20 protein-coding genes and 1 tRNA gene are annotated in these 24705 nt (G+C 57.9%); 14 read left to right on the top strand and 7 right to left on the bottom strand.

Annotation, left to right across the window (positions count from 1 at the left end; genetic code table 11):
• The first annotated feature begins 299 nt into the window (after positions 1–299).
• Positions 300–1844, top strand: a complete 1545-nt coding sequence (locus ACR0B7_RS00380; RefSeq protein ID WP_170481840.1) for a trimethylamine methyltransferase family protein — start codon at positions 300–302, stop codon at positions 1842–1844.
• 308 nt (positions 1845–2152) lie between these two features.
• On the opposite strand, the gene ACR0B7_RS00385 is transcribed toward ACR0B7_RS00380, so the two are convergent.
• Positions 2153–5773 (bottom strand): vitamin B12-dependent ribonucleotide reductase, encoded by a 3621-nt coding sequence (locus ACR0B7_RS00385; protein ID WP_170481837.1) that lies wholly within the window; start codon positions 5771–5773, stop codon positions 2153–2155.
• A 520-nt stretch (positions 5774–6293) separates the two neighbouring features.
• On the opposite strand from ACR0B7_RS00385, the gene ACR0B7_RS00390 reads away from it, so the two are divergent.
• Positions 6294–6743 (top strand): hypothetical protein, encoded by a 450-nt coding sequence (locus ACR0B7_RS00390; protein WP_480680717.1) that lies wholly within the window; start codon positions 6294–6296, stop codon positions 6741–6743.
• Between the two features lie 7 nt (positions 6744–6750).
• Here ACR0B7_RS00390 and ACR0B7_RS00395 read toward each other — a convergent pair.
• The 4 genes from ACR0B7_RS00395 to pdxH form a co-directional block, all read right to left on the bottom strand.
• A tRNA-Pro gene (locus ACR0B7_RS00395) sits at positions 6751–6827 on the bottom strand.
• A 43-nt stretch (positions 6828–6870) separates the two neighbouring features.
• Positions 6871–7338: a DUF192 domain-containing protein gene (locus tag ACR0B7_RS00400; protein ID WP_170481835.1), complete on the bottom strand. Its 468-nt coding sequence runs from the start codon at positions 7336–7338 to the stop codon at positions 6871–6873.
• A 6-nt stretch (positions 7339–7344) separates the two neighbouring features.
• Positions 7345–7872 carry a cold shock domain-containing protein gene (locus ACR0B7_RS00405; RefSeq protein WP_170383197.1) on the bottom strand — a complete coding sequence of 176 codons (528 nt, stop codon included), beginning with the start codon at positions 7870–7872 and terminating at the stop codon, positions 7345–7347.
• A 121-nt stretch (positions 7873–7993) separates the two neighbouring features.
• Positions 7994–8599 carry a pyridoxamine 5'-phosphate oxidase gene (gene pdxH / locus ACR0B7_RS00410; protein ID WP_170481833.1) on the bottom strand — a complete coding sequence of 202 codons (606 nt, stop codon included), beginning with the start codon at positions 8597–8599 and terminating at the stop codon, positions 7994–7996.
• A gap of 135 nt (positions 8600–8734) precedes the next feature.
• On the opposite strand from pdxH, the gene fabI reads away from it, so the two are divergent.
• From fabI to trpE, 5 genes are all read left to right on the top strand, one after another.
• The gene (gene fabI / locus ACR0B7_RS00415; RefSeq protein ID WP_170481828.1) at positions 8735–9541 is read left to right on the top strand and encodes an enoyl-ACP reductase FabI; all 807 of its coding nucleotides are present in this window, start codon (positions 8735–8737) and stop codon (positions 9539–9541) included.
• A 4-nt stretch (positions 9542–9545) separates the two neighbouring features.
• Entirely contained in the window at positions 9546–10055 is a 510-nt protein-coding gene (gpt, locus tag ACR0B7_RS00420) for a xanthine phosphoribosyltransferase (protein WP_170413262.1), read from the top strand.
• Between the two features lie 45 nt (positions 10056–10100).
• Positions 10101–11276, top strand: coding sequence for an aminotransferase (locus ACR0B7_RS00425; RefSeq protein WP_170569505.1), 1176 nt, complete (start codon positions 10101–10103; stop codon positions 11274–11276).
• Between the two features lie 82 nt (positions 11277–11358).
• Entirely contained in the window at positions 11359–13200 is a 1842-nt protein-coding gene (locus tag ACR0B7_RS00430) for a peptidyl-prolyl cis-trans isomerase (RefSeq protein WP_170481821.1), read from the top strand.
• An 11-nt stretch (positions 13201–13211) separates the two neighbouring features.
• Positions 13212–14723 carry an anthranilate synthase component I gene (gene trpE / locus ACR0B7_RS00435; RefSeq protein ID WP_170481818.1) on the top strand — a complete coding sequence of 504 codons (1512 nt, stop codon included), beginning with the start codon at positions 13212–13214 and terminating at the stop codon, positions 14721–14723.
• 35 nt (positions 14724–14758) lie between these two features.
• Here the strand turns inward: trpE and ACR0B7_RS00440 are convergent, their stop codons facing one another.
• Positions 14759–16174, bottom strand: coding sequence for a divergent polysaccharide deacetylase family protein (locus tag ACR0B7_RS00440; RefSeq protein ID WP_170576597.1), 1416 nt, complete (start codon positions 16172–16174; stop codon positions 14759–14761).
• 195 nt (positions 16175–16369) lie between these two features.
• Here ACR0B7_RS00440 and ACR0B7_RS00445 point away from each other — a divergent pair, with 195 nt between their 5' ends.
• The 6 genes from ACR0B7_RS00445 (at position 16370) to lexA (ending at position 21195) form a co-directional block, all read left to right on the top strand.
• Positions 16370–16951, top strand: a complete 582-nt coding sequence (locus tag ACR0B7_RS00445) for an aminodeoxychorismate/anthranilate synthase component II (protein ID WP_170481812.1) — start codon at positions 16370–16372, stop codon at positions 16949–16951.
• The gene (gene trpD / locus ACR0B7_RS00450) at positions 16948–17967 is read left to right on the top strand and encodes an anthranilate phosphoribosyltransferase (RefSeq protein WP_170481809.1); all 1020 of its coding nucleotides are present in this window, start codon (positions 16948–16950) and stop codon (positions 17965–17967) included. The genes ACR0B7_RS00445 and trpD overlap by 4 nt, the downstream gene beginning before the upstream one ends.
• A complete protein-coding gene (trpC, locus tag ACR0B7_RS00455) occupies positions 17964–18776 on the top strand; it encodes an indole-3-glycerol phosphate synthase TrpC (RefSeq protein WP_170481806.1) in 813 nt (270 codons plus the stop codon). Before trpD ends, trpC begins: the two co-directional genes overlap by 4 nt.
• Entirely contained in the window at positions 18776–19249 is a 474-nt protein-coding gene (gene moaC, locus ACR0B7_RS00460) for a cyclic pyranopterin monophosphate synthase MoaC (protein ID WP_170413284.1), read from the top strand. Before trpC ends, moaC begins: the two co-directional genes overlap by 1 nt.
• Positions 19246–20418: a molybdopterin molybdotransferase MoeA gene (locus ACR0B7_RS00465; RefSeq protein WP_170576599.1), complete on the top strand. Its 1173-nt coding sequence runs from the start codon at positions 19246–19248 to the stop codon at positions 20416–20418. Before moaC ends, ACR0B7_RS00465 begins: the two co-directional genes overlap by 4 nt.
• Before the next feature lie 78 nt (positions 20419–20496).
• Positions 20497–21195 (top strand): transcriptional repressor LexA, encoded by a 699-nt coding sequence (lexA, locus tag ACR0B7_RS00470; protein ID WP_170383133.1) that lies wholly within the window; start codon positions 20497–20499, stop codon positions 21193–21195.
• Here lexA and ACR0B7_RS00475 read toward each other — a convergent pair.
• Positions 21189–23225 (bottom strand): ComEC/Rec2 family competence protein, encoded by a 2037-nt coding sequence (locus ACR0B7_RS00475; protein WP_170576600.1) that lies wholly within the window; start codon positions 23223–23225, stop codon positions 21189–21191. The genes lexA and ACR0B7_RS00475 overlap by 7 nt on opposite strands.
• A gap of 78 nt (positions 23226–23303) precedes the next feature.
• On the opposite strand from ACR0B7_RS00475, the gene gltX reads away from it, so the two are divergent.
• Positions 23304–24704: a glutamate--tRNA ligase gene (gene gltX, locus ACR0B7_RS00480; protein ID WP_170482073.1), complete on the top strand. Its 1401-nt coding sequence runs from the start codon at positions 23304–23306 to the stop codon at positions 24702–24704.
• Position 24705: the final 1 nt, after the last annotated feature.

Raw genomic sequence — 24705 nt, forward strand, 5'->3', positions numbered from 1 at the left:
GAAGTATAACAGATTTCCCAAAATTCGGTAGAAATACTTGGGCCCGGCACGTGGTGTTTTTCTGACCAGACCAAGATTACTTCGCATTTAAACCGGCAGGTCGCAAACAGGACAGAATGTTGTGGCCCGCATTGAAAGACTGGCATGCACAAGGTGAGGACCTGCATGCAAAGTGACGTTTGGAAGATCTGTCTGGTCAGCCGCACGATAGGCGCGGACCGTGGACGCGCGGCCCGAGGGCGCCCGTCCGGGGTGTGAACCCACGTACCCTTTCACGTCTCACCTACCGGAATTTCAACATGAACGATCAATCCCGTAATACCTCGCGCAGTGGCGGACGTGCCGCGCGCCGTGCCGCCCGTGCCTCTGCCCTACCGGATCATTTGCGCCCCATACGTCCGGGGCTTGAGGGTGGAACCTATAAACCGTTGACCAAGACTCAGGTTGAACAAATCCATCAGGCAGCGCTGACTGCCTTGGAAACGATTGGCTTGGCAGACGCCCCGCAAAGCGGGATTGACTATCTGGTCGGCGCAGGCTGTACCTTGGGCGAGGATGGCCGCATTCGGTTTCCCCGGGCGCTGGTTGAAGACACCATCGCAAACGCAAACCGATCGGTTACCCTGTGCAGTCGTGACGGCAATACCGATCTGGATCTCTCGGGCACTCGGGTTCACTACGGTACAGCCGGGGCTGCGGTCAGCATGGTGGATGTGCACGGGCGCGAATATCGCGACTCGACCGTACAGGACCTGCACGACGCCGCGCGGATTTGCCAACAACTGGATAATATCCATTTTGTTCAACGCCCTATGGTGTGTCGTGATATCCCCGACAACCTCGAAATGGACCTGAATACGATCTACGCCGCCAGTTCGGGCACGTTCAAACATATCGGCACATCGTTCACCGAACCTTCGCATGTCGCGCCTGCGGTCGAGATGCTGCACATGATCGCAGGCGGAGAGGACAAGTGGCGCGAACGCCCGTTCGTCTCGAACTCGAACTGCTTTGTCGTGCCGCCGATGAAATTCGCCACCGAAAGCTGCGAAGTGATGGAAGAATGCATCAAGGCCGGCATGCCCGTTCTTCTTCTTTCCGCAGGAATGGCCGGAGCGACTGCGCCTTCGACCATCGCAGGAGCGATCACGCAAGCTACGGCGGAATGTCTTGCAGGATTGGTTTACGTAAACGCCGTAAGCGCCGGTGCGCCAGCTGTTTTTGGCACTTGGCCGTTCGGTTTGGACCTACGCACCGGGGCCATGTCCATCGGGTCGGGTGAACAGGCCCTTCTGACCGCGGGCTGTGCCCAGATGCACCAGTTCTATGACCTTCCCGGCGGGGCCGCAGCCGGGGCGTCAGATTCAAAACTTCCTGATATGCAGGCAGGATGGGAGCAAATGTGCTCGAACGTCATGGCCGGACTGTCCGGGGTTAACATGGTTTACGAAGCGGCCGGGATGCACGCTTCCCTTCTGGGATTCTGCTTTGAAAGCCTGATCTTAGGGGACGATCTTATCGGGCAGGTTCAGCGCTGTATCCGTGGGATTGAGGTGAACGAGGAAACGTTGGCTCTGGATCAGATCGCCGAGGTTTGCATGGGCGGACCCGGCCACTATCTGGGAACCGACGCAACCCTTAGCCGAATGCAGGCGGACTATGTCTATCCGACCTTTGGCGACCGGACATCACCCAAAGAATGGGCCGAGCTGGGCAAGCCAGACTTGATAGACAAGGCAACCGCGCGGAAAGAGGAAATCCTGTCTATGCCGTCACCAGCCCGGTTTGATCCGCTGCTAGACGCCCAGATCCGCGCAGGGTTCAACATTCACCTGCCCGCGTAACCGCACAAAAAGGGCAAAAAAAGGGGGCCGAGGCCCCCTTTAGTTTCGCTTTCCAGGCTCATGTCGTTGACCGCCCGGTGATTTTTTTGCCTGCGGCCTGGACTGCGCATGGGACGAGCGCACCCGTCCCGTGAAAGAGTGGGAAAGAGCAATATTCCGCCCCACCCTGTTCCCGGTCGACACGGGCATGTCGACCGAGTGGAAAAAGGCAGCTTAGGTAAGTCTCAGTGCCTTTCTCCGTATTCGTCGGGACCGGATATCCGGGGGGAAGATCACGGTCCCTACGCCCCATTGCCGGGGCGCTTGCCTTAGCTACACCCGCTTGTTGCCCCGCAGGTGTTGCATTTCATGCATGTGCCGTTCCGCACCAACGTGTAATTTCCGCACTCGCCGCAAGGATCGCCCTCATAGCCCTGCATCTTGGCTTTGGTGCGAGCGTCCATGCTGGTTGCCACTGCGGTTTCTGTGACCGGGGCCTCAAACGTGGCCGCGCTTTCGGCCATGCCATTCACCTCGGGCTGACCACCATTGAACACGACCAAGTCTTGCGGCAACCGCTTGCGCAGATACCCGGTCGAGCTGATTTGTTTCAGCACTTCCAGTGACTTGGAAGCCGCAGTTTCAGTGACCTCCGAGACGTTCGAGACACCTTCTTCCTCGCCGCGGCCCAGATCGTCGAATGTAGCGCCTTCGGGCTTCACGTGGGCCAGATCGGTGCGGTCCAGATAGCTGACGGCCAGTTCGCGGAAGATGTAATCAAGGATCGACGTCGCGTTCTTGATCGAGTCGTTGCCTTGCACCATCCCTGCCGGTTCAAACTTGGTGAAAGTGAAGGCGTCCACGAACTCCTCCAGCGGTACACCGTATTGCAGGCCGACCGACACCGCGATGGCAAAGTTGTTCATCATCGCCCGGAAGCCAGCGCCTTCCTTGTGCATGTCGATGAAAATTTCACCCAACTGTCCGTCTTCAAACTCACCGGTCCGCAGGTAAACCTTGTGCCCACCTACAATCGCTTTCTGAGTGTAGCCTTTGCGGCGATGCGGCAGCTTTTCGCGATGGCTGCGGATGACTTCCTTGACGACCACCTTCTCAATGACCTTCTCGGCCAGCACGGTGGCTTTTTCCTGCGGCGAGCCGCTTTCCAGAACTTCGGCCGCCTCGTCATCATCCTCGACCAGCGCCGCCGCTAGCGGTTGCGACAGTTTCGAGCCGTCGCGATACAGCGCGTTGGCCTTCACACCCAGCGACCACGACAGTTCGTAAGCCTTCTGGCAGTCCTCAATGGTCGCGTCATTCGGCATGTTGATCGTCTTCGAGATCGCACCCGAGATAAAGCTCTGCGCTGCCGCCATCATGGTGATGTGGCTATCAACCCCAAGGAAACGCTTGCCTTTCTTGCCGCACGGGTTCGCGCAGTCGAAGATCGAATAGTGTTCTTCCTTCAGGTGCGGCGCGCCTTCCAGCGTCATGGTTCCACAGACGTGGTCATTGGCTGCATCGATATCCGCCTTAGTGAACCCAAGGTGGCGCAGCAGGTCGAAGGTCGGGTCATTCAGCTTGGTCGCCGGGATGCCCAGAACGCCTGTACAGAAATCCTCGCCCAGTGTCCACTGGTTGAAGACAAACCGGATGTCGAAGGCGCTTTCCAGCGCGGCATCCACCTTGGCCAGCTCATTCGGGCCAAAGCCATGACCAGTCAGCGAGGTGTGGTTGATCCCCGGCGCGTTGCCGATGGTGCCGTGACCGACCGCATAACCCACGATCTCTTCGATCTGCGACGAGGAATAGCCCAGCTTTTCCAGCGCCGACGGCACCGAGCGGTTGATGATCTTAAAGTAACCGCCACCGGCCAGCTTCTTGAACTTGACCAGAGCAAAGTCCGGCTCGATCCCCGTGGTGTCGCAATCCATCACCAGACCGATGGTGCCGGTCGGTGCGATCACGGTGGCCTGCGCGTTGCGATAGCCGTTCTTCTCGCCGAGGCTCAGCGCCTCATCCCAAGCGGACATGGCCAGATCAACCAGACGCTTGTCCGGGCAGTTGCCATGATCCAAAGGCACCGGTTTCACAGCCAGTTTCTCGTAACCTTCGGTCACACCCTGCGACGCGCGGCGGTGGTTGCGGATGACGCGCAGCATGTGGTCGGCGTTGCGCTCATAGCCTTTGAACGGACCCAGTTCACCCGCAATCTCAGCCGAGGTCGCATAGGCGACACCGGTCATGATCGCGGTCAGCGCACCACAGATCGCCCGCCCTTCGTCCGAGTCATAGCTGTAGCCCATATTCATCAGCAGACCGCCAATATTGGCATAGCCCAGACCCAGCGTGCGGAAGTCATAAGAAAGCTGCGCGATTTCCTTCGACGGGAACTGCGCCATGGTCACCGAGATTTCCAGCGTCAGGGTCCACAGACGCGACGCGTGCATGTAATCCGCCGCCTGGAACTCACCATCCTTGAGGAAGGTCAGCAGGTTCATAGACGCCAGGTTACAGGCCGTGTCGTCCAGGAACATGTACTCCGAGCACGGGTTCGAGCCGCGAATCTCACCGTCTTCGGGGCATGTATGCCATTCGTTCACTGTATCATGGAACTGGATGCCCGGATCGGCACAGGCCCAAGCTGCATGCCCAACCTTTTCCCACAAATCCCGCGCTTTGACGGTCTTTGCGACCTTGCCATCGGTGCGGTTGATCAGCTGCCAATCGGCATCTTTTTCAACGGCGGTCAGGAACGTGTTGGTCACACGGATCGAGTTGTTCGAGTTCTGGCCCGAGACCGAGCTGTAGGCTTCTGAATCCCAGTCCGTGTCGTAGGTCGGGAATTCGATGCTGTCGTGACCCTGTTTGGCGTAATCCAGCACGCGCTTGATATAAGTCTCTGGGATCGCAACCTTTTTAGCCTCGCGAACCGCTTTCTTCAGGCTTTCATTCTTATTGGGGTCATACGCATCATCCTGCGCACCGTCCCAGCTGCGGATGGCCTCGAAAATGCCGTTCAGCATCTTCTCGTGCATCTTCGATCCGGCAACGATCGAGGCCACCTTCTGCTCTTCGATCACCTTCCATTCGATGAATTGCTCGATGTCCGGGTGATCTGCATCGACGATCACCATCTTTGCTGCTCGACGGGTTGTCCCGCCTGATTTGATCGCGCCAGCGGCGCGGTCGCCGATCTTGAGAAAGCCCATAAGACCCGAGGACTTGCCGCCACCCGACAGCGCTTCGCCTTCTGCACGCAGATGGCTGAAGTTGGTCCCGGTGCCCGAGCCGTATTTGAACAGGCGCGCCTCACGCACCCAAAGATCCATAATGCCGCCTTCGTTAACCAGATCATCATCGACGGACTGGATGAAGCACGCGTGCGGCTGCGGATGTTCGTAAGCGGATTTCGATTTGGTCAGCTTGCCGGTTTTGTAATCGACATAGTGGTGCCCCTGCGCGGGACCGTCGATACCATAGGCCCAGTGCAGGCCGGTGTTGAACCACTGCGGCGAGTTCGGCGCGGCGCGCTGGGTCGCCAGCATATAGCGCATCTCGTCAAAGTATGAGCGCGCGTCTTCCTCGGTCGAGAAATAGCCGCCCTTCCAGCCCCAATAGGCCCAGGCACCGGCCAGACGATCGAACACTTGCTTGGAAGACGTCTCTCCGTCGAATTCCGCGCCATCGGCAGGCACCGAGCGCCACAGGAATTCAGGAACGTCTTTCTCTTTGACCTTTTTTAGCTTGGACGGAACACCCGCCTTGCGGAAATACTTCTGCGCGATGACGTCGCTTGCGACCTGGCTCCAGCTTGCTGGAACTTCAATATTGTCCAACCGGAAGACGATGGTCCCATCCGGGTTCCGAATCTCAGAAGTGGCCGACACGAAGTCCAGATCTGCGTAAGCATCCTGTCCCGATTTGGTGAATTTTCTGTCAATCTTCATGTCCGCCGCCCTAGATTCAATCACTTGTTCATTTGGCATCAGGTCCAGAACATTGGACCCTCGACCTTGCCCGAAATTTAGGGCGCAATAGCCCGGGCGCTGTCTTCGACAACGCAAACCCGTCCTAACGGTTGCACGTTAGTATGATGTGCTTTCCGACCCTCGCCCTGTGCCATACTTTGGTTTTACTACCAGATTTAGTGGCACCACCTTCGGCCCATACAATCTGGCGTATTCACCCATAGAAGGTCAACGTCATTTTTCAGTCATTTTTGAAATCTTTTTTGTTGACCCGCTGTCAATAAACGCCCCGCGAGGCGCTGCGCATGATTCCTCCACAGTTTCATCCACGGCGCCCGGTCTTTTCAGCAGCCCGGGGTCAGAACAATTAACTGTGTTTGCGCACGCGGTTATCAGCAATTGATAATCCTGCGCTAAGGTAACTAAGCTGAAACAGAATCAAAACCGGACCGATGCAGCAGGCAGAAGCGGTCACAATATGCGGTGTGATGGAAATGGGGTGCCGAATCTGATGTTGTCGCTTCGCTTGTTTCCAGTGCTGCTGTCAATAGTGGCCTGCACACCACAAGATGTACCCCGCCCCACACGCAGTGCCCAATTCCAAAGCTACCCTCAACGTTTGTTCGACACCTTTGAGATCGGGTGTGACGGCCCCGGAGAGGAATTTAGCCGCGTAGGGAATCGGGTTTTTGAATGCTCTGAACTTCTGCCGCCAGACACCTCCGCCTATTTGATTCTCAACTACGACGGCTATCCTCAAGACCTTCCCACAAGCGTCATGCGACTGACATCGACTAAGAACACCACAGGCTATCGCGTGGATGCCGATTTGTACTTTAGCGTTCCGCAACGAACCGGACCGTCCGTCCAAGTGCCCGTAGAAAGCCAAACACTGGATAAAGCGCTGTCCGCGCTCTACCAGGCAATGGGTGGATCACCAGCATTGTAAGAAGAAGTGGTCGGGGCGGCAGGATTCGAACCTACGACCCCCTGTACCCAAAACAGGTGCGCTACCAGACTGCGCCACGCCCCGGACCGTGCGCCTTCCTAACGATGCCTTTCTGATTTGAAAAGCCCTAACAAGGCCAAATTGCAGGCCCGTGCGAAAAAACTTCGTGCTGCATCAGAGTTCCCGGTGTGATCAGGTAGCGGTCAGCAAGGCCAGCGTTGATTTCCAGCACGGCATACACCGAATCTCCGCCTCCAATCGGTGTGAGATCGCCGGGTACTGCGTGGCTGTGAACGTGAATCACTGTGCCGACTCGGTCCAGAAATATCATGTCGAGCGGAATCAGCGTGTTCTTCATCCAGAACGCAACTGGTTGAGGCGGATCAAAAACAAACAACATGCCCGACCGCGGCGGAAGTGATTCCCGAAACATCAACCCGCGCGACCGTTCTTTCGGTGTCACTGCCAGTTCGACTTCAAAACTAACCTGCGACTTGTCATTCCGAAGATTTACGCGATCCGCGCTGCACGCCGCCAACGCCCCTTCGGTCCAAAGCATAGTCAAAATCGCAAGAACCGTAAGAACTCTGATCATGTCGGATTAGTCGTCCAGCGCCGCTTCCCAGGCGAGCACCTGCGCCGCCATGCGTCCACGCTTGCCATCAATCACACGCATCGCCAACGCTTCGCCCGGCTGCAGATCGGCCAGCCCGGATCGGCGAAGAACCTCGATATGCAGGAACACGTCTTCGCCTCGACCAAAGACATTGGCAAACCCAAAGCCCTTGCCCTTGTCGAACCACTTGACGCGCGCTGCTTCAAGCGGAGCCTGCGCGATAACGACAGGGTCCAGCTCTGCAAAATCCGCAAGCATCATCGTGTCTGTACGTACCGGAGGATCAACGCTGATCACCTCAACCGCCTGCACGCCACGATCTGTGCGGTGGGTCATAATCTCGATGCCTGCGCCATCGGCCACAGAGCTTTGGCCAAAATTACGCAAAACATTCACGTGCAGCAGAATGTCCGGGCCGCCATCGTCAGACACAACGAATCCATACCCCTTTGCGGGGTCGAACCATTTTACGTGTCCACGAACGCGGTACATGCTGTTCAAATCTTCTGGCACGGTGTTTCCATCGAGAGTTTTAGCACTTCGTTAAGGGTCCGATGTGTATGGGAATGACCCACAATTTCAAGCCGAAAAAATCCTTTATTCTCGGTGTTTTGCATTTCTCGGCACGCGAACGTCATGGATTCAACCTTTGTATTTGCCAAGACGAACCTGCGCGCTCTCGCCGCCATTGAAACCGGTCGTGCAGTCGAAACGCTCCGTCGGCCCAAAACTCGATCTCGGTCGGCTCCAACCGATACCCACCCCAGAACGGCGGACGCGGAGGATTCGGCCCCATTTTCGCCGTTACCTTGGCAACCTCGGCCATCAGGGCCGAGCGGCTGCTGAGGGGCTGAGACTGTTTTGACGCCCAAGCTCCCAACCGGCTTTTCAAAGAGCGAGACGCATAATATTCATCGGCTTGCGGCCCACTTTCCCGAGTTATTGTACCACGAACTCGAATTTGACGCCGCAAAGATTTCCAATGCATCACAAAAGCGGCTTTGCCGGCGCTATCAAGTTCGGCAGCTTTCGCACTTTCATAGTTGGTGTAGAAAACAAATGCGTTCTGCTCGATCTCTTTCAGCAGAACCATCCGCACATTGGGCAAACCATCAACGTCCACGGTCGCCAGGGCAATCGCGTTGGGATCATTCGGTTCACTGTCCCTGGCCTCTTCCAGCCACCGCGCCGCGATAATAAACGGATCGGCGCCGGCGAAAATGCCGTCTCTTTCGCTCATTTCCATCCCCTGGAAACTATTGTTGACCACAGTAGGGCGAGAACCCGCCACGGGCAAGAGCACACGGCCTTGATGCAACGCATCCAATGGCATAAACCATCCCAACATGACGCGAAGACAGGCGGAGAACCGAACATGTCAAATCAGTTGATGGCCGGCAAGCGCGGCCTCATCATGGGACTGGCCAATGATAAATCAATCGCTTGGGGAATCGCCCGTGCATTGTCAGAAGCTGGAGCAGAGCTGGCTTTTTCCTATCAGGGGGATGCGCTGAAAAAACGCGTCGACCCCTTGGCGGCGCAACTCGGCAGTGAAATCGTCCTGCCCTGCGACGTCAGCGATGAAGAGTCCATCGACGGACTTTTCACGGCACTTGCCGAAAAATGGGGCAAACTGGACTTCATCGTTCACGCCATCGGATTTTCGGACAAGAACGAACTGCGCGGTCGCTATGTCGACACGTCGCGCGCGAATTTCAAGCTAACGATGGACGTATCGGTCTATTCCTTCACCGCCGTCATGCAGCGCGCCGAGAAGATGATGTCCGAGGGCGGCAGCGCCGTCACATTGACGTATTACGGTGCCGAACAGGTGATGCCGCATTACAACGTCATGGGCGTCGCAAAGGCTGCGTTGGAAGCCTCGGTTAAGTATCTGGCCGAAGACCTTGGCAAGGACGGTATCCGGGTCAACTCGATCTCGGCCGGTCCAATCAAGACACTGGCCGCCAGCGGGATTGGCGACTTCCGCTATATCATGAAGTGGAACGAATATAACTCGCCTCTGCGCCGCAACGTGACAATCGACGATGTGGGCAAGTCTGCCCTGTACCTGTTGTCTGACCTGAGCAGTGGCGTGACTGGTGAAAACCTGCACGTCGATTCGGGCTATCACATCGTCGGCATGAAAGCCGTCGACGCACCAGACGTTGAGAAGGGTTAACAACATGAGCGCCAAGGACCGCCTGCCCCACGAAAAGGGCTTTCACATAAGCTGGGATCAGATTCATCGCGATTCCCGTGCATTGGCGTGGCGTCTGGATGGGCAAGGCCCGGACGACGGTGCATGGCGCGCTGTTGTTGCCATCACACGTGGCGGCATGGCCCCTGCGATGATTGTTAGCCGCGAGCTGGACATTCGGACCGTCGATACAATCAGCGTGCGGTCCTACCACCATCAGGAACAGGGCGAAGCCGAGGTTCTCAAGGCTCCGGACGCGGATTTGATGGGCGACGGAACCGGCGTTCTGATCATCGACGATCTTGTCGACAGCGGAAAAACGCTGGAGCTGGTGCGCGCGATGTATCCCAACGCCCATTTTGCGACCGTCTACGCCAAACCCAAGGGCCGGCCAATGGTGGATACCTTCATCACCGAAGTCAGCCAGGACACGTGGATTTTCTTCCCGTGGGACATGGCCCTGCAATATGTCGAACCCTATCGCGGAACCGACTGACCCTGAGGCCCAAACGCCGATTCTTTCTATAGTCAGAGAATACAGATGACCCGGACACGCACTGCCTCAACCTTCGCGCCACCGGTGATGGAGGCGCGGCGCTGGCTGGACGGTGTGGACTTCCCTGAGGACCGCCCGCTGATCAACGTCAGTCAGGCGGCTCCGGTTGATCCCCCGCCGCTGGCTCTGCGGCAGGCCATGGCGGAATTCGCGATTTCCGAGGATTCGGCTCATCTCTATGGACCCGTGTTGGGGAACTCTGACCTGCGCGATGAACTGGCCGCCCAGATCAGCGCACATTACGATGCAACGGTTCGCTCGGATCAGGTCGCAATAACCTCGGGGTGCAATCAGGCATTCTCGGCCGTGATTTCAGCGATCACTGATCAAAGTGATGAGGTGATCCTGCCAACCCCTTGGTATTTCAACCACAAAATGTGGCTGGACATGGCTGGCGTGCGTGCCGTCGACCTACCGACCGGCGACGATCTTCTGCCCGATCCTGATGCGGCCCGAGCGTTGCTGACGGACAAGACCCGGGCAATCGCGCTGGTTACCCCCAACAATCCGGGCGGCGTCGAATACCCCGCCGATCTGGTGTTGGCGTTCTACGAATTGTGTCGCGACGCGGGTATCCGGTTGATCGTGGACGAAACCTATCGTGATTTTGACAGCCGCAGCGGGCCGCCGCACGATCTGTTTCGCCAGACCGGGTGGGAAAACACTCTGGTTCACCTTTATTCCTTCTCGAAAGCCTATCGGCTGACCGGCCACCGCGTTGGGGCAATCGCCACCGATGTCGCGCTGCTGGGTGAGATCGAAAAGTTTCTGGATACCGTTGCGATCTGCCCCGGTCAGATCGGTCAATTCGCGGCACTTTGGGGCATGCAGAATCTTCCTGAATGGCTTGCGGGTGAAAGAGAAGAAATTCTCGACCGGCGCGCCGCCATTCAAGAGATGTTGCCTGTTTTGACCGGCAAAGGATGGCGTCTGCTTGGACTTGGGGCCTATTTCGCGTATTTCGAGCATCCGTTCGACATTCCGTCAGACGAGCTGGCCCGCCGCCTGGTGCCAGAGGCCGGTGTCCTGCTGCTGCCCGGCACCATGTTCATGCCCAAGGGTGACCCGGCCGGCAAACGGCAAGTGCGCATCGCATTCGCCAATCTGGATCGCGCCGGACTGGATCAACTGTTCGATCGTTTACAAGCCCTTTCCTTCTGAGCTTGCCCCCCGGCGGTGCGCGTCGTATTCAGGGCCGCAACCGACGGGGCAGTAACCTGCCAAAAAGCACAAAGAGGGCAAAATGGCCGCAGGCATGAAAAACCTTTCAAAGACATTTGTCTGGATATTGATGGGCCTTCTGATGCTGGGTCTGGCCGGTTTCGGGGCAACCAGCCTTACCGGGACTGTTCGGACAGTTGCACAGGTGGGCAACGAGGATATCTCGGTCAACGAATATGTGCGTGAGCTTCAGCGTGAAATTCGCGCCGTCGAAAATCAGACCGGCCAACCGCTGCAAATGTCTCAGGCGCTTGAGTTCGGTTTGGATCAGCTCGCCCTGTCCCGCCTGACCGCTTTGGCCGCGTTTGACAACGAAGTTGGTTTGCTGGGCATTTCGATCGGTGATGAGAACCTACAGAAGGAAATTCTGGCCATTCCCGCCTTTCAGGGTGTGAATGGCACGTTCGACCGCGAAGCCTATCAGTTCCAGCTTGAACAGGTCGGCATGACCGACACAGAGTTCGAGACCGACCTGCGCAAGGAATCGGCCCGTACCATCGTTCAGGGCGCGATCATGGGTGGTGTTGAGATGCCGCAAACCCTGACCGATGTTCTGACTGACTTCATCGGCGCGCGGCGCAGCTTTACCGTCGCAACGCTGGCACCTGATGCCCTGACCACGCCCGTTGCCGCCCCCACGGACGCGCAGGTGCAGGCATACTATGATGAGAATTCCGACCAGTTCACCCTGCCTCGCACCAAACAGCTAACCTATGCGATCCTGTCGCCCGACATGCTGCTGGACAGTGTTGAGGTTGACGAGGATTCTGTTCGCCGTCTGTATGATCAGCGCTCGGCCGAATTCCTGCAACCCGAACGCCGTCTGGTCGAACGCCTTCCTTTCCCGTCCGAGCAAGAGGCCAAGGACGCAATGGCGCAGCTAGAGGTCGGTGGAACCTCGTTTGAGCAACTCGTTCGTGACTACGAGCTTGAGCTTAGCGACATCGACCTCGGCGACGTGACCCGCGAGGATCTGGAAGGTGCTGCCGACGCCGTTTTCGCGGCAGAGCTGGATACAGTCGTCGGACCATTGCCGACGGTCTTCGGCCCTGCATTGTTCCGCATCAACGGCTCGCTTGCGGAAAACAACACCTCCTTTGAAGACGCCGCCCCAATCCTGCGCGAAGAACTGGCCGCAGATCGTGCGCGCCGTCAGATCGAGGCGCAGTCCGAGGACATCAACGACTTGCTGGCCGGTGGCGCCACCTTGGAAGAACTTGTTGCCGAAACCGAGATGGAGCTGGGCCAGATTGACTGGACACGCCAGAGCGAAGACGGCGTCGCGGCCTATGAAGGCTTCCGTTCCGCCGCCGAAGTAGTTCAAGACGGTGACTTCCCCGAGGTCGCTTTTCTGGAGGACGGCTCGATCTTTGCGTTGCGCCTGAACGACGTTCTGCCGCGCCGACCTGAACCTCTGGACACAGCCCGCGAACGCGTGGCCGCGGCTTGGACTTTGGCCGAAACAGGCAAAGCCCTTGAGGAACAGGCAAATGTGGTTCTTGAACAACTGAAGGAAGACGGCGATTTCACTGCCACAGGTCTGCCGTTCCGGGTGGAAAATGCCCTTACCCGCACGGCCTTCCTGGATGACGTGCCAGCCGACTTCATGACACAGGTTTTTGAGATGGAGCCGGGCGAGATGCGCGTTTTTCCCGCCGCCGGAACCGCCCTGATCGTGCGCCTGGATGAGCTGTTGCCGCCGGACGAAACCGACGAGCTGCGTCAGGCGCAAGAAGCATTGGCCGCGCAGTTGAACCAAGCTCTGGCACAGAACATTTTCGACGCTTATGTCCGCGACGCGCAGGTGCGTGCCCGCCCTGTCGTGGATCAGCGTGCCCTGAACGCCGTGCAAGCGAGCTATTAAAGAGACCCAAGATGGCCCTTACCCCAGATTTCGACAGCTTCGCACGCGCTTATGAGGCGGGTGAAAATCAGGTCGTTTACACACGTCTGGCCGCTGATCTGGACACCCCGGTGTCGCTGATGCTCAAGCTGACCGGTGCGCAAAAAGATGCGTTCATGCTGGAATCAGTGACTGGCGGCGAAGTCCGCGGACGGTACTCGATCATTGGCATGAAACCCGACCTGATCTGGCGGTGCCACGGCGAAACCTCGGCCATGAACCGCTCGGCCCGGTTCGACCCAGAATCGTTCACCCCGCAAGACGGCAACCCTATGGACAACCTGCGGGCGCTGCTGGCAGAAAGCCGGATCGCACTGCCCGACGACCTGCCGCAGGCCGCTGCCGGATTGTTCGGGTATCTGGGCTACGACATGGTTCGTCTGGTCGAGTATCTGCCGGACGTGAACCCCGACCCGCTTGGCCTGCCGGATGCAGTCATGCTGCGCCCTTCGGTCGTCGCAGTGCTTGATGGCGTAAAAGGCGAAGTGACCGTCGTATCGCCAGCTTGGGTCAGCGAAGGACAATCTGCAAAAGCTGCCTACGCGCAGGCGGCAGAGCGTGTCATGGACGCGGTGCGCGATCTTGAACGCGCCATGCCTGCTGAGACACGCGATCTGGGGGATGCGTCCGAAGTCGCCGCGCCGGTATCCAACTTTACCAAGTCCGGCTACATGGAAGCCGTTGAGAAGGCCAAGGAATACATCCGCGCTGGCGATATCTTTCAGGTCGTTCCGGCGCAACGCTGGACACAGGACTTCCCGCAGCCGCCCTTTGCGCTCTACCGATCCTTGAGGCGCACAAACCCGTCGCCCTTCATGTTCTATTTCAACTTCGGCGGCTTTCAGGTTGTTGGCGCCAGCCCCGAGATTTTGGTGAGGGTGTTCGGGGATGAGGTCACGATCCGTCCGATCGCCGGAACCCGCCCGCGCGGAGCGACTCCAGAGGAAGACAAAGCCAACGAGGTGGATCTGCTGGCCGACAAGAAAGAGCTTGCCGAACACCTGATGCTGCTGGACCTGGGCCGCAACGATACCGGTCGCGTCGCAAAGATCGGAACGGTGCGTCCGACAGAAGAATTCATCATCGAACGCTACAGCCACGTCATGCACATCGTGTCGAACGTCGTAGGAGAACTGGCCGACGACAAAGACGCGTTGGACGCTTTTTTTGCCGGAATGCCGGCCGGTACGGTCTCGGGCGCACCTAAAGTGCGGGCGATGGAAATCATCGACGAGCTAGAGCCTGAAAAGCGCGGAATTTACGGCGGTGGCGTGGGGTATTTCAGCGCGGGCGGCGACATGGATATGTGCATCGCACTGAGAACGGCGATCGTGAAGGACCACAAGCTGTATATTCAAGCAGGCGGCGGTGTCGTTTACGACAGCGACCCTGAGGCTGAATTCATGGAGACCGTCCACAAGTCCAACGCGATCAGGCGCGCAGCCGCAGACGCCGCGCGATTTACCGGCAGCGGAAACAGCTAAGCGAGAGGCCAATCCGGGATTGGCCTCGCAACCTCTTATTGAACCTCTTGCATCATGACTGCCGAAATCGGTGCCATGGCGACTCGGCCACCGCGATCTTCCAGCCCCCACAAAAGCAGGGCTGAGATCGTGTCGGGCCGCAACCTGCCGAGCATGACAACGGTTCCTTCCTGTCCAGCGCGAAACGCAGCCTGATCCAGAAAACGCCGCATGATTTTGGGGTCCTGACGGGCACCATCTATGTCACGAAAGATCACACCCGACGGAATACCGTTTCTCGCAGCCAGCTTCTGCACCGTGTTCAAGCCGTTATCCTGCGTGATCAATCCGCGCCCCGTGCCGCCTGCAATCGCGGCGACCTGATCTGCCAGCTTTCTGTTGCCTTGAATTCCGGTCTCGACACCTTCGAGAATACCTACTGTTTCAGGAAGCACGTCCAGCCAAACAGACAAAGAAACCTCGGCATCCTGTGCGCTTGCTGCCTCGGGCAAGTCAGCCATTGCCAAAACCTCAAACCCGGCCGCGCGGTGCTTGGCCATCTTGTCGACGGCGTCCGGGTCAGTGGGGCTTATGGCAAAACTTATCGGGTAGGGAAAATCTTGCAGCGCCTCGGCACCATAGGCGCCTTCATCGTCAATCAGAATAATCGACATCAGCGGCTTGGCCTCGGGGTTTTCAAACTCTGCGGCATAAGCCTCGATCGGTTTTCCTGGGGTAACCGGTTCACCTTCGGTCGTCGTTGCGGCGGCCTCGTTGTCTCGCTCGGTCAACGGCACGACCCTCTTGCCGATCGAATTTGGAGCATCCTGCGATTGTTCCACACCGATCTGGGGCACCGCGGCGATCCGGGGCAAACTGCGTGGAAGAACATCTTCATCACCTTCGACCGCAATCGGACTGTCCTGGAAAGGTTTTTCTTCGTTTTCCTGCTCGTCCAGCGCAGCGACCTCTGTCTCATCTGGGGCAGCCTCAACCTCGGCCTCCTCAACAACAGGCGCGGGAGGTTCAGGCGAGTCTTCCGCCACAATCGGATCTGCTTCTGCAAGAGGAGCCTCGGGCAGCGGTGCTGGCGCTTGCGGGGCAATAGGAGCCTCGGTCGAAATCGTCACGTCGGCACCGCCGGCCTGCTGCGGAGATTGACCGACCTGGGCAGCCATGTCGTTAACCTGCGGCTCTGCATCCGTCGCCGTTTCAACATCGGACAGCCCAGCCAACGTGTCTGCCTGTTCCTCTGCCGCTTCCGCCTCACGCGGGGGCAGCTTTACCAATCCAGCATCCGAGACGGGCTCGGAGAAATCCGAATTGCCTTCAACCGTTTCCACGGGTGCCGGTGTCGGAGCGTCTTCAGCCACGGCGGGCTTTCGGGTCAAAGGTGTGTTCAAGGACAAGGCCGCACCCAGCAGCAACACAACGACCGCGCCCGCGATCAGTCCGCCCACAAATCCGCCCATAACAATTGCCTCTCGTCTTAATCCTGCTTCGATCGCCTGTGCGCCGTCTCATGCGACACTCACCTACAGGCTCGTCAAGATTGGGATGTCCCCTTGACGCTGCCTCGCAAGCCTGAACATGTATGTGCGAACATTATATCGCGGCTCGGGGCTGCATCGCCAGTCCCAAATGCCCAATCCGAGACAAGTGCCCAAATGCTGCTGCTGATCGACAACTACGACTCGTTTACCTACAACCTCGTCCATTATTTAGGCGAACTTGGCGCCGAAATGGTCATTCGCCGAAATGACGCGCTGGATGTTCAGGAAGCAATGGCGATGAACCCCGCCGGTATCCTTCTCAGCCCGGGGCCGTGCGACCCGGATCAGGCCGGAATTTGCCTTGCCCTGACCGAAGCTGCCGCCGAAACCGGTACGCCTTTGATGGGCGTTTGTCTGGGGCATCAAACAATCGGGCAAGCGTTTGGGGGCAAAGTCACGCGCTGCCACGAGATCGTGCACGGAAAAATGGGCACGATGCACCACACAGGCAAAGGTCTTTTTGCCGGATTGCCCTCTCCGTTTGAAGCCACCCGTTATCATTCGCTGATCGTGGACCGAGCCACCCTGCCCGATTGCCTTGAAATCACTGCTGAGCTTGAAGATGGCACCATCATGGGCCTGCAACACAAGGAACTGCCGATCCACGGTGTTCAGTTCCACCCAGAATCCATTGCATCAGAGCACGGCCACGCCCTGCTCAAGAACTTCCTGTCCGAAATGAAAGTCCCCGCATGAGCGACGCTCTGAAACCACTGATCGGAGCCGCTGCCGACCGGCCCCTAACCCGCGCCGAGGCCGAAGACGCCTTTGGCATACTTTTTGACGGCGCAGCCACACCCAGCCAAATTGGTGGGCTGCTTATGGCCATGCGCACTCGCGGCGAAACCGTTGAGGAATACGCAGCCGCGGCGGCCGTCATGCGCGCCAAGTGCAACGCGGTCAAAGCCCCAGCGGGGGCAATGGACATTGTCGGAACGGGCGGTGATGGCAAGGGCACCCTAAACATCTCAACCGCGACCGCCTTTGTCGTCGCGGGCGCAGGCGTGACCGTGGCCAAGCACGGAAACCGCAATCTCAGCTCTAAATCAGGTGCCGCCGACGCGCTTGGACAATTGGGAATCAACGTTATGGTTGGCCCGGAAACCGTTGAAAAGGCGATTAAAGAGGCCGGTATTGGCTTTATGATGGCACCGATGCACCATCCAGCAATCGCCCATGTCATGCCGACCAGACAAGAGCTTGGCACACGCACCATCTTTAATATCCTGGGTCCGCTTACAAACCCGGCAGGCGTCAAGCGACAACTCACAGGCGCGTTCAGCCGCGAGCTGATCCGCCCCATGGCCGAAACCTTAGGGCTGTTGGGGGCAGAACACGCCTGGTTGGTTCATGGTTCCGACGGAACGGATGAATTGACCATCACAGGGCTAAGCTGGGTTGCTTCACTCGAAGACGGTGTCGTCAAAGAGGTTGAATTGCACCCTGAGGATGCCGGGCTGCCCGTGCATCCATTTGAAGACATTCTGGGTGGGACACCCGAGGAAAACGCCGTTGCTTTCCGCGCCCTTTTGGACGGTGCACCATCAGCTTATCGCGACGCCGTATTGCTGAACGCCGCGGCCGCCTTGGTGGTGGCAGGCGCGGTCGGGGACTTAAAGGAAGGCGTGGCAAAGGCTGCCGAAAGTATCGACAGCGGGAAAGCTAAAGAAAAAATTGCGGTCTTGGCCCGCATTACTCAGGAGGCCGCATGACCGAGACGGTTCTGGACAAGATCAAAGCCTACAAGCTCGAGGAAGTTGCATCAGATAAAGCACACAAATCCTTGGAAACACTAGAAAGTGAGGCGAAGGGAGCGCCCGAAGTCCGCGGGTTTTCCAAGGCTTTGCAATCAGCGGCGCGGCAAGGATACGGACTGATTGCCGAGGTAAAAAAGGCCAGCCCGTCAAAGGGTCTGATACGCGCGGATTTCAACCCGCCTCAGTTGGCGCAAGCCTATGAAGAAGGAGGCGCGGCCTGTCTTTCGGTTCTGACAGACACGCCCAGTTTCCAAGGCGCAAAAGAGTATCTGGCCCAAGCACGCGCGGCCTGCTCACTGCCGGCGCTGCGCAAGGATTTCATGTATGATCCGTATCAGGTTGTCGAAGCCCGCGCTTTGGGCGCAGATTGTATCCTGATCATCATGGCCTCAGTCGAGGATGAACAAGCGGCCGAGCTTGAACAAACTGCCTTTGACTGGGGAATGGACGTTTTGATTGAGGTCCATGACGAGGTGGAACTGGAACGCGCAACCAAGCTGAAAAGCCCTCTGATTGGGATAAACAACCGCAATCTCAAGACGTTCGAGACAACTCTTGACACAACACGGCGGCTGTCCAAACTCGTGCCCGCAGACCGGACGATCGTATGCGAAAGCGGCCTGAGCACGCCGGCTGACTTAGCAGATATTGCCAGATATGGCGCGCGATGCTTTCTGATTGGTGAAAGCCTCATGAGGCAGGATGATGTCGCCACGGCCACACGAAACCTACTGGCGAACCCTCTGATACCCGGAGTGATGTGATGCCACTGACGCACTTTGATGCACAAGGTCAGGCCCACATGGTGGACGTGTCCGACAAGGCTGTGACAGACCGGGTTGCTGTCGCTGCCGGTCACATCAAGATGATGCAGGAAACCTTTGATTTGATTTCCGAAGGCCGTGCCAAGAAGGGCGACGTTCTTGGGATCGCACGCCTTGCGGGGATCATGGGAGCAAAGAAAACACCGGACCTGATACCCTTGTGCCATCCTTTGCCGGTCACCAAGGTCGCAGTCGAGTTGACATTGGACCCGGACTTGCCGGGTGTCCAGATTGAGGCCACCGTTAAAACTGCAGGTCAAACCGGCGTTGAGATGGAGGCGCTGACCGCGGTCTCAACCGCAGCTTTGACCGTCTACGACATGACCAAAGCAGTGGACAAAGCCATGCAGATTGGCGGCATTCGAGTCCTTTTGAAAGATGGCGGCAAGTCAGGACGTTACGAGGCGTCATGATTTCTGTTGAGGACGCACGGGCGCTACTTTTTGATCTCGTCCCGAAGCTTCCGGGCGAAGCTGTCCCATTGGCCCAAGCCGCCGGGCGTATTCTGGCAGAAGATGTGACCGCCACGCGGGATCAGCCCCCGTTTGCGGCTTCTTCGATGGATGGGTACGCCGTCAAATCCTCGGAAGTGGAACTGCACGCCATGTTCAAGGTGGTCGGGGAATCCTCGGCTGGGCGTCGCTTTGAAGGCCGCGTCGGGCCGGGCCATGCCGTTCGGATTTTCACCGGGGCGCCGATACCGGATGGCGCTGATTTTGTTGTAATACAAGAAGATACAGACCGTCGTGGAAACCTGATTACGATCACTGATCTGCCCGGAGCCAAGGACAACATTCGGCCCGCCGGAGTGGACTTCAAGGTAGGCACCAAAATTGCCGCGCCGCGTATCCTACGACCGGAAGACGTGGCGCTTATGGCTGCGATGAACGTCGCAACTGCTTTTGTGGCGCGTAAACCGTCGGTGGCGCTCATTTCCACCGGAGATGAGCTTGTGATGCCCGGTGAGGTGCCGGGACCGGATCAAATTATCGCTTCAAATACCTTTGGCCTCAAAGCCTTGCTTGAAAAAGCCGGAGCAGATGTTCGGATTCTTCCAATTGCGCGAGATACCATAGCGTCCCTTGAAGCCGCCTTTGGCCTTGCGAAAGGTGCCGATCTGGTTGTGACGATCGGCGGGGCATCTGTAGGAGACTATGACCTTGTGTCCAAAGCCTCGACCGGATTGGGGATGGAGAGGTCTTTCTACAAAATCAGGATGCGTCCCGGCAAACCCCTGATGGCCGGTCTTTTGGGAAATACGCCGATGGTCGGGCTTCCGGGAAACCCTGTAAGTGCAATGGTTTGCGGCTATTTGTTCCTCGTGCCAATGGTTCAGCGCATGCTGGGACTTGAACAGGCCGTACCTGCGTTCCGCCGTGCTGTACTGACCGAACCTATCGCCGAAAATGGTCCGCGTGAGCACTATATGCGGGCTGTTCTGGATGAAAATGGCATAGGGGCCTGTGCAGATCAGGACAGTTCCCTTCTCAGTGTTTTGGCCGACGCGAACGCCCTTTTGGTCCGAGAACCCAACGATCCCGCGCGACCTGCCGGTGACAAAGTCTGGTATCTGCCGATTTAAACCTATAGCAAAATCATTGACACAAAACGTGAACATGCGTAGAACAAAATAAAACGCATGATCGGTGAGGTATGAGCAATGCTGACCAAGAAGCAGTTGGATTTGTTGGAATTCATCCACAAACGCGTTCAGGCGGACGGTGTTCCGCCCAGCTTTGATGAAATGAAAGCCGCGCTGGATCTGCGGTCAAAGTCAGGCATCCATCGCCTGATTACCGCGCTGGAAGAACGGGGATTTATCCGCCGTCTGGCTCATCGGGCGCGAGCCATTGAAATTGTGAAGCTGCCGGAAAGCCTTGGCGGGGAACCAACTGTCGCGTTCAAACCTCGGGTGATCGAGGGTGACAAGCCCGAAAGCCAACGCCCGGCGAACTTGGAACCGGTAACCGCCAATGCGATGGAGCTACCGGTTATGGGTCGCATCGCTGCTGGCGTTCCGATTGAAGCGATCAGCCATGTCTCGCATCACGTCGCAGTTCCCGGCACTATGGTGTCCGGCAAGAGCGAGCATTATGCCCTTGAGGTACGCGGCGATTCGATGATTGACGCAGGTATCAACGATGGTGACGTCGTGGTGATCAGAGAATCCTCCGTGGCCGACAACGGGGACATCGTCGTCGCATTGGTCGAGGATCAAGAGGCGACTTTGAAACGTTTCTTCCGTCGCGGGCATGCGATAGCACTCGAAGCGGCTAACCCGGCATATGAAACCCGCGTTCTGCCTGAGGAAAAGGTGAAGGTCCAAGGCCGTTTGGTCGGCTTGATCCGTAGTTATTGATAGCGTTTGCGGGCCTCACCCTGTCGTGGGGACCACAACCTGCTGCCGATCTCATCCCTGCTGCTTGTCAGTTTGTTCCCCGATAGCGCAAGACTGCCGGTTTCCGTTAGGTTATCGGGATCGAAAACCCTGCATTCGCCCGACAGGTCGACTGCCACCGCGGAAACTATGATTTGGTTTGATTCGCATTCGTCAAAGTTACGCGCGGCACGTTTTCCTGTGATATGAACCACTTCTGTACCTTTCCAAAAGTGGCGCTGAACTAACTCGGCCCCCGGCCAACGGTTGGCAGCTTGGATTTGGTTTGCGCCATCCCCGTCATTCTCAAGCCAAACCGTTGCAATGAACCCGCTGCCCTTCTTCTTGCTCAGCGCCCTGCCCTGATCCGTCATTACGCCAACCAAACCTCCTGAATCGGCGATTAATATGTCAGGGCGCTGACCCTGCCCCCAAAGCAGAAAAGCCACGGCCACAGCGACACCTCCGACCCATCTTGCAGAACCGCTCCACAGCGTCAGCCACAGGGCACCAAGCGCGAACATGGGAAGGACATAGCTGGGCGGGCTAACCACGTGCCCCTGCGCTCCGTCCAGGCCAGACACCCAATCCGCGACCACCAGTATCCATTCCAGCCCCAGCCCCATAACGGCCAATGCCAGCATCTCAAGCCCAAATGGAGCGAGCAAGGCTGCAACAACTGCGGCCGGCACTACAATCGTTCCCATCATCGGAACTGACAGCATGTTGGCCAGCAACCCATAGTGTGAAATTGTATTGAAGTGAGCCGCCCCGATCGGAGCGGTCGCAAATCCGGCGATGGCAGAAGACATCAGCAATCCGGTAACAGGCTTTGACCATTTTGGTCCGGGCAACGGGCCGTAGTCACGTAGCGCCCCAAAGACCGCAACCAGTGCCGTAGTTGCCGCAAACGACATTTGAAACCCCGGACTCAGCAAGGTTTCTGGCCGTAGCGACAGAACGATCAAAGCCGCCACTGCAACAGCGCGCAGAGAGATTGCGCGCCGGTCGATCAGTATTGCAACCAGCATCACACTGGCCATTATGAACGCGCGTTCGGTCGCGACGTTTCCGCCAGACAGCATCAGGTAAATGACGGCGGCGATCAGTGCTCCAACCGCTGCAAGTTTGCGCACCGGCCATCTGAGGGCAATCATTGGCAGGGCGGAAAGCGCAATCCTGAAGGTCAGAAAAACGAACCCTGTCAGCAACCCCATATGCAAGCCGGAAATTGCCAACAAGTGCGCAAGGTTGGACGCGCGCAACGTGCTCAACGTCTCATGCCCCATTCCGCTGCGGTCTCCGGTCGTGACGGCAGCGGCAAATCCCCCAACCTCACCAGCCAGGAGAGAGCGAACATGTTCGGAAACCGACATGCGCCACGCCGTTATGCGAACGCCTTCGGCATCCTGCGGCGAAATAATCAGAACCGGAACGCGTGTGTAGCCTACTGCGCCAAGGCTCTGGAACCATGCGTGACGGCGAAAATCGAAACCTCCGGGCTCAACCGGGCCTTGCGGCGGCGACAAGTGGCCGGTCGTCATGATCCTTTGTCCGGGCGCAAGTGCGACATCTCCACCATGCAGCGATAGCCGGGCGCGCTGCGGTCGGCTGTCACCATCCACGCCGTCCAGCCGCACCTGGTCCAGCGTCACCCGCAGAGCATCCGACGCTGACCGATCAATGGCCACAACCCGCCCTTCAATCGGACCGTAGTAACGCCAGGACAAGACCGGCGCGGCCACGGTATGGGCCCGCACTCCCGCAAGAATGAATCCGGTGGCAATCAGAGCGCCACCGATCACCAGTGCCACCCAGCCGGACCGCCACTTGCAAACTATTGCGCAGGCGATCGCGATCGCAGCCAAAAGACAGGCATAGACCTGCCATCCCGGTTCAAAGCGGAGTGAAAAATACAGCCCGATACCGATGGCGAGACAGACCGGAGACCATTGAAACAATTGGCCCGTCTGGTTCAGTAGCGCGGTCTCGACCCGTGCCAGAACACGCATGGTTGCCCCCGTCCTTCCGGCTCGTTAGACAGGCGCCAATCTATGCCCGACACGGTTACCAAAAGGTTAATCCACACAATGTCTGATCAGGTCGTCACCCGTTTCGCCCCGTCTCCCACCGGCTTTTTGCACATCGGTGGCGCACGCACCGCTCTGTTCAACTGGCTTTTCGCGCGCGGTCGCGGCGGCAAGTTTCTGCTGCGGATCGAAGATACGGACAGGGAACGCTCGACCCCTGAAGCGACAGCCGCCATCCTTCAGGGTATGGAGTGGCTGGGGCTTGATCACGATGGCGACGTGATCAGCCAGTTTGAAGGCGCACAGCGCCACGCAGAGGTCGCGCTTCAACTGCTGACCGAGGGCAAGGCGTATAAGTGCTTTTCAACACAGGAAGAAATTGCGACCTTCCGGGAACAGGCACGGGCCGAGGGTAAGTCCACCCTGTTCCGCAGCCCCTGGCGCGATGCTGATGCCTCAACGCACCCGGATGCTCCGTTTGTGATCCGTATCAAGGCTCCGCAGGATGGCTCGACGGTGATCCGTGACCAGGTGCAAGGGGACGTGACTATTCGCAATGACCAGTTGGATGACATGATCCTGCTGCGCTCGGACGGTTCTCCGGTCTATATGCTGGCGGTTGTGGTTGACGATCACGATATGGGTGTGACCCACGTTATTCGCGGCGACGATCACCTGAACAACGCCGCGCGCCAGATGATGATCTACGAAGCCATGGGCTGGGACGTTCCTGTCTGGGCGCATATTCCGCTGATCCACGGGCCAGACGGCAAGAAGCTGTCAAAGCGTCACGGCGCATTGGGCGCTCAGGAATATCAGGCGATGGGATATCCGGCGGCCGGGATGCGCAACTACCTCGCCCGGCTGGGATGGAGCCACGGCGACGACGAATTCTTCACGGATGAACAGGCGAAAGAGTGGTTCGATCTGGACGGAATCGGCAAGAGCCCTGCCCGTTTTGACTTGAAAAAGCTCGAAAATCTCTGCGGTCAGCACATTGCGATCGCCGACGATGCCGCACTGCGGCAGGAAATCCAAGCCTATCTGAAAGCGGCGGGACTGCCTGCCTTAACGGACACACAATCCGGTGATCTGGAGCGTGCGATGTATTGCCTCAAGGATCGGGCGCGCACATTCCCGGAACTGCTTGAAAAAGCGCATTTTGTACTGACATCCCGCCCCATTGAACCAGACGAGAAGGCGGCGAAAACACTCGCCTCTGTATCCGATGGTATACTGAATGAATTGACGCCGCATGTGCAAAATGCTAGCTGGTCGCGGAACGAACTGGAGGATGCCCTGAATTCTTTTGCAGAGGCGAAAGGGCTGAAGTTCGGCAAGCTGGCTGGACCCTTGCGGGCTGCTTTGGCTGGTCGGGCTGTAACTCCTTCGGTTTTTGACATGATGCTTGTGTTGGGGCGCGATGAAACCCTGGCACGGCTTTCTGACGCAGCGAGTTAAA

The sequence above is a fragment of the Ruegeria sp. BB6 genome, assembly GCF_056539385.1.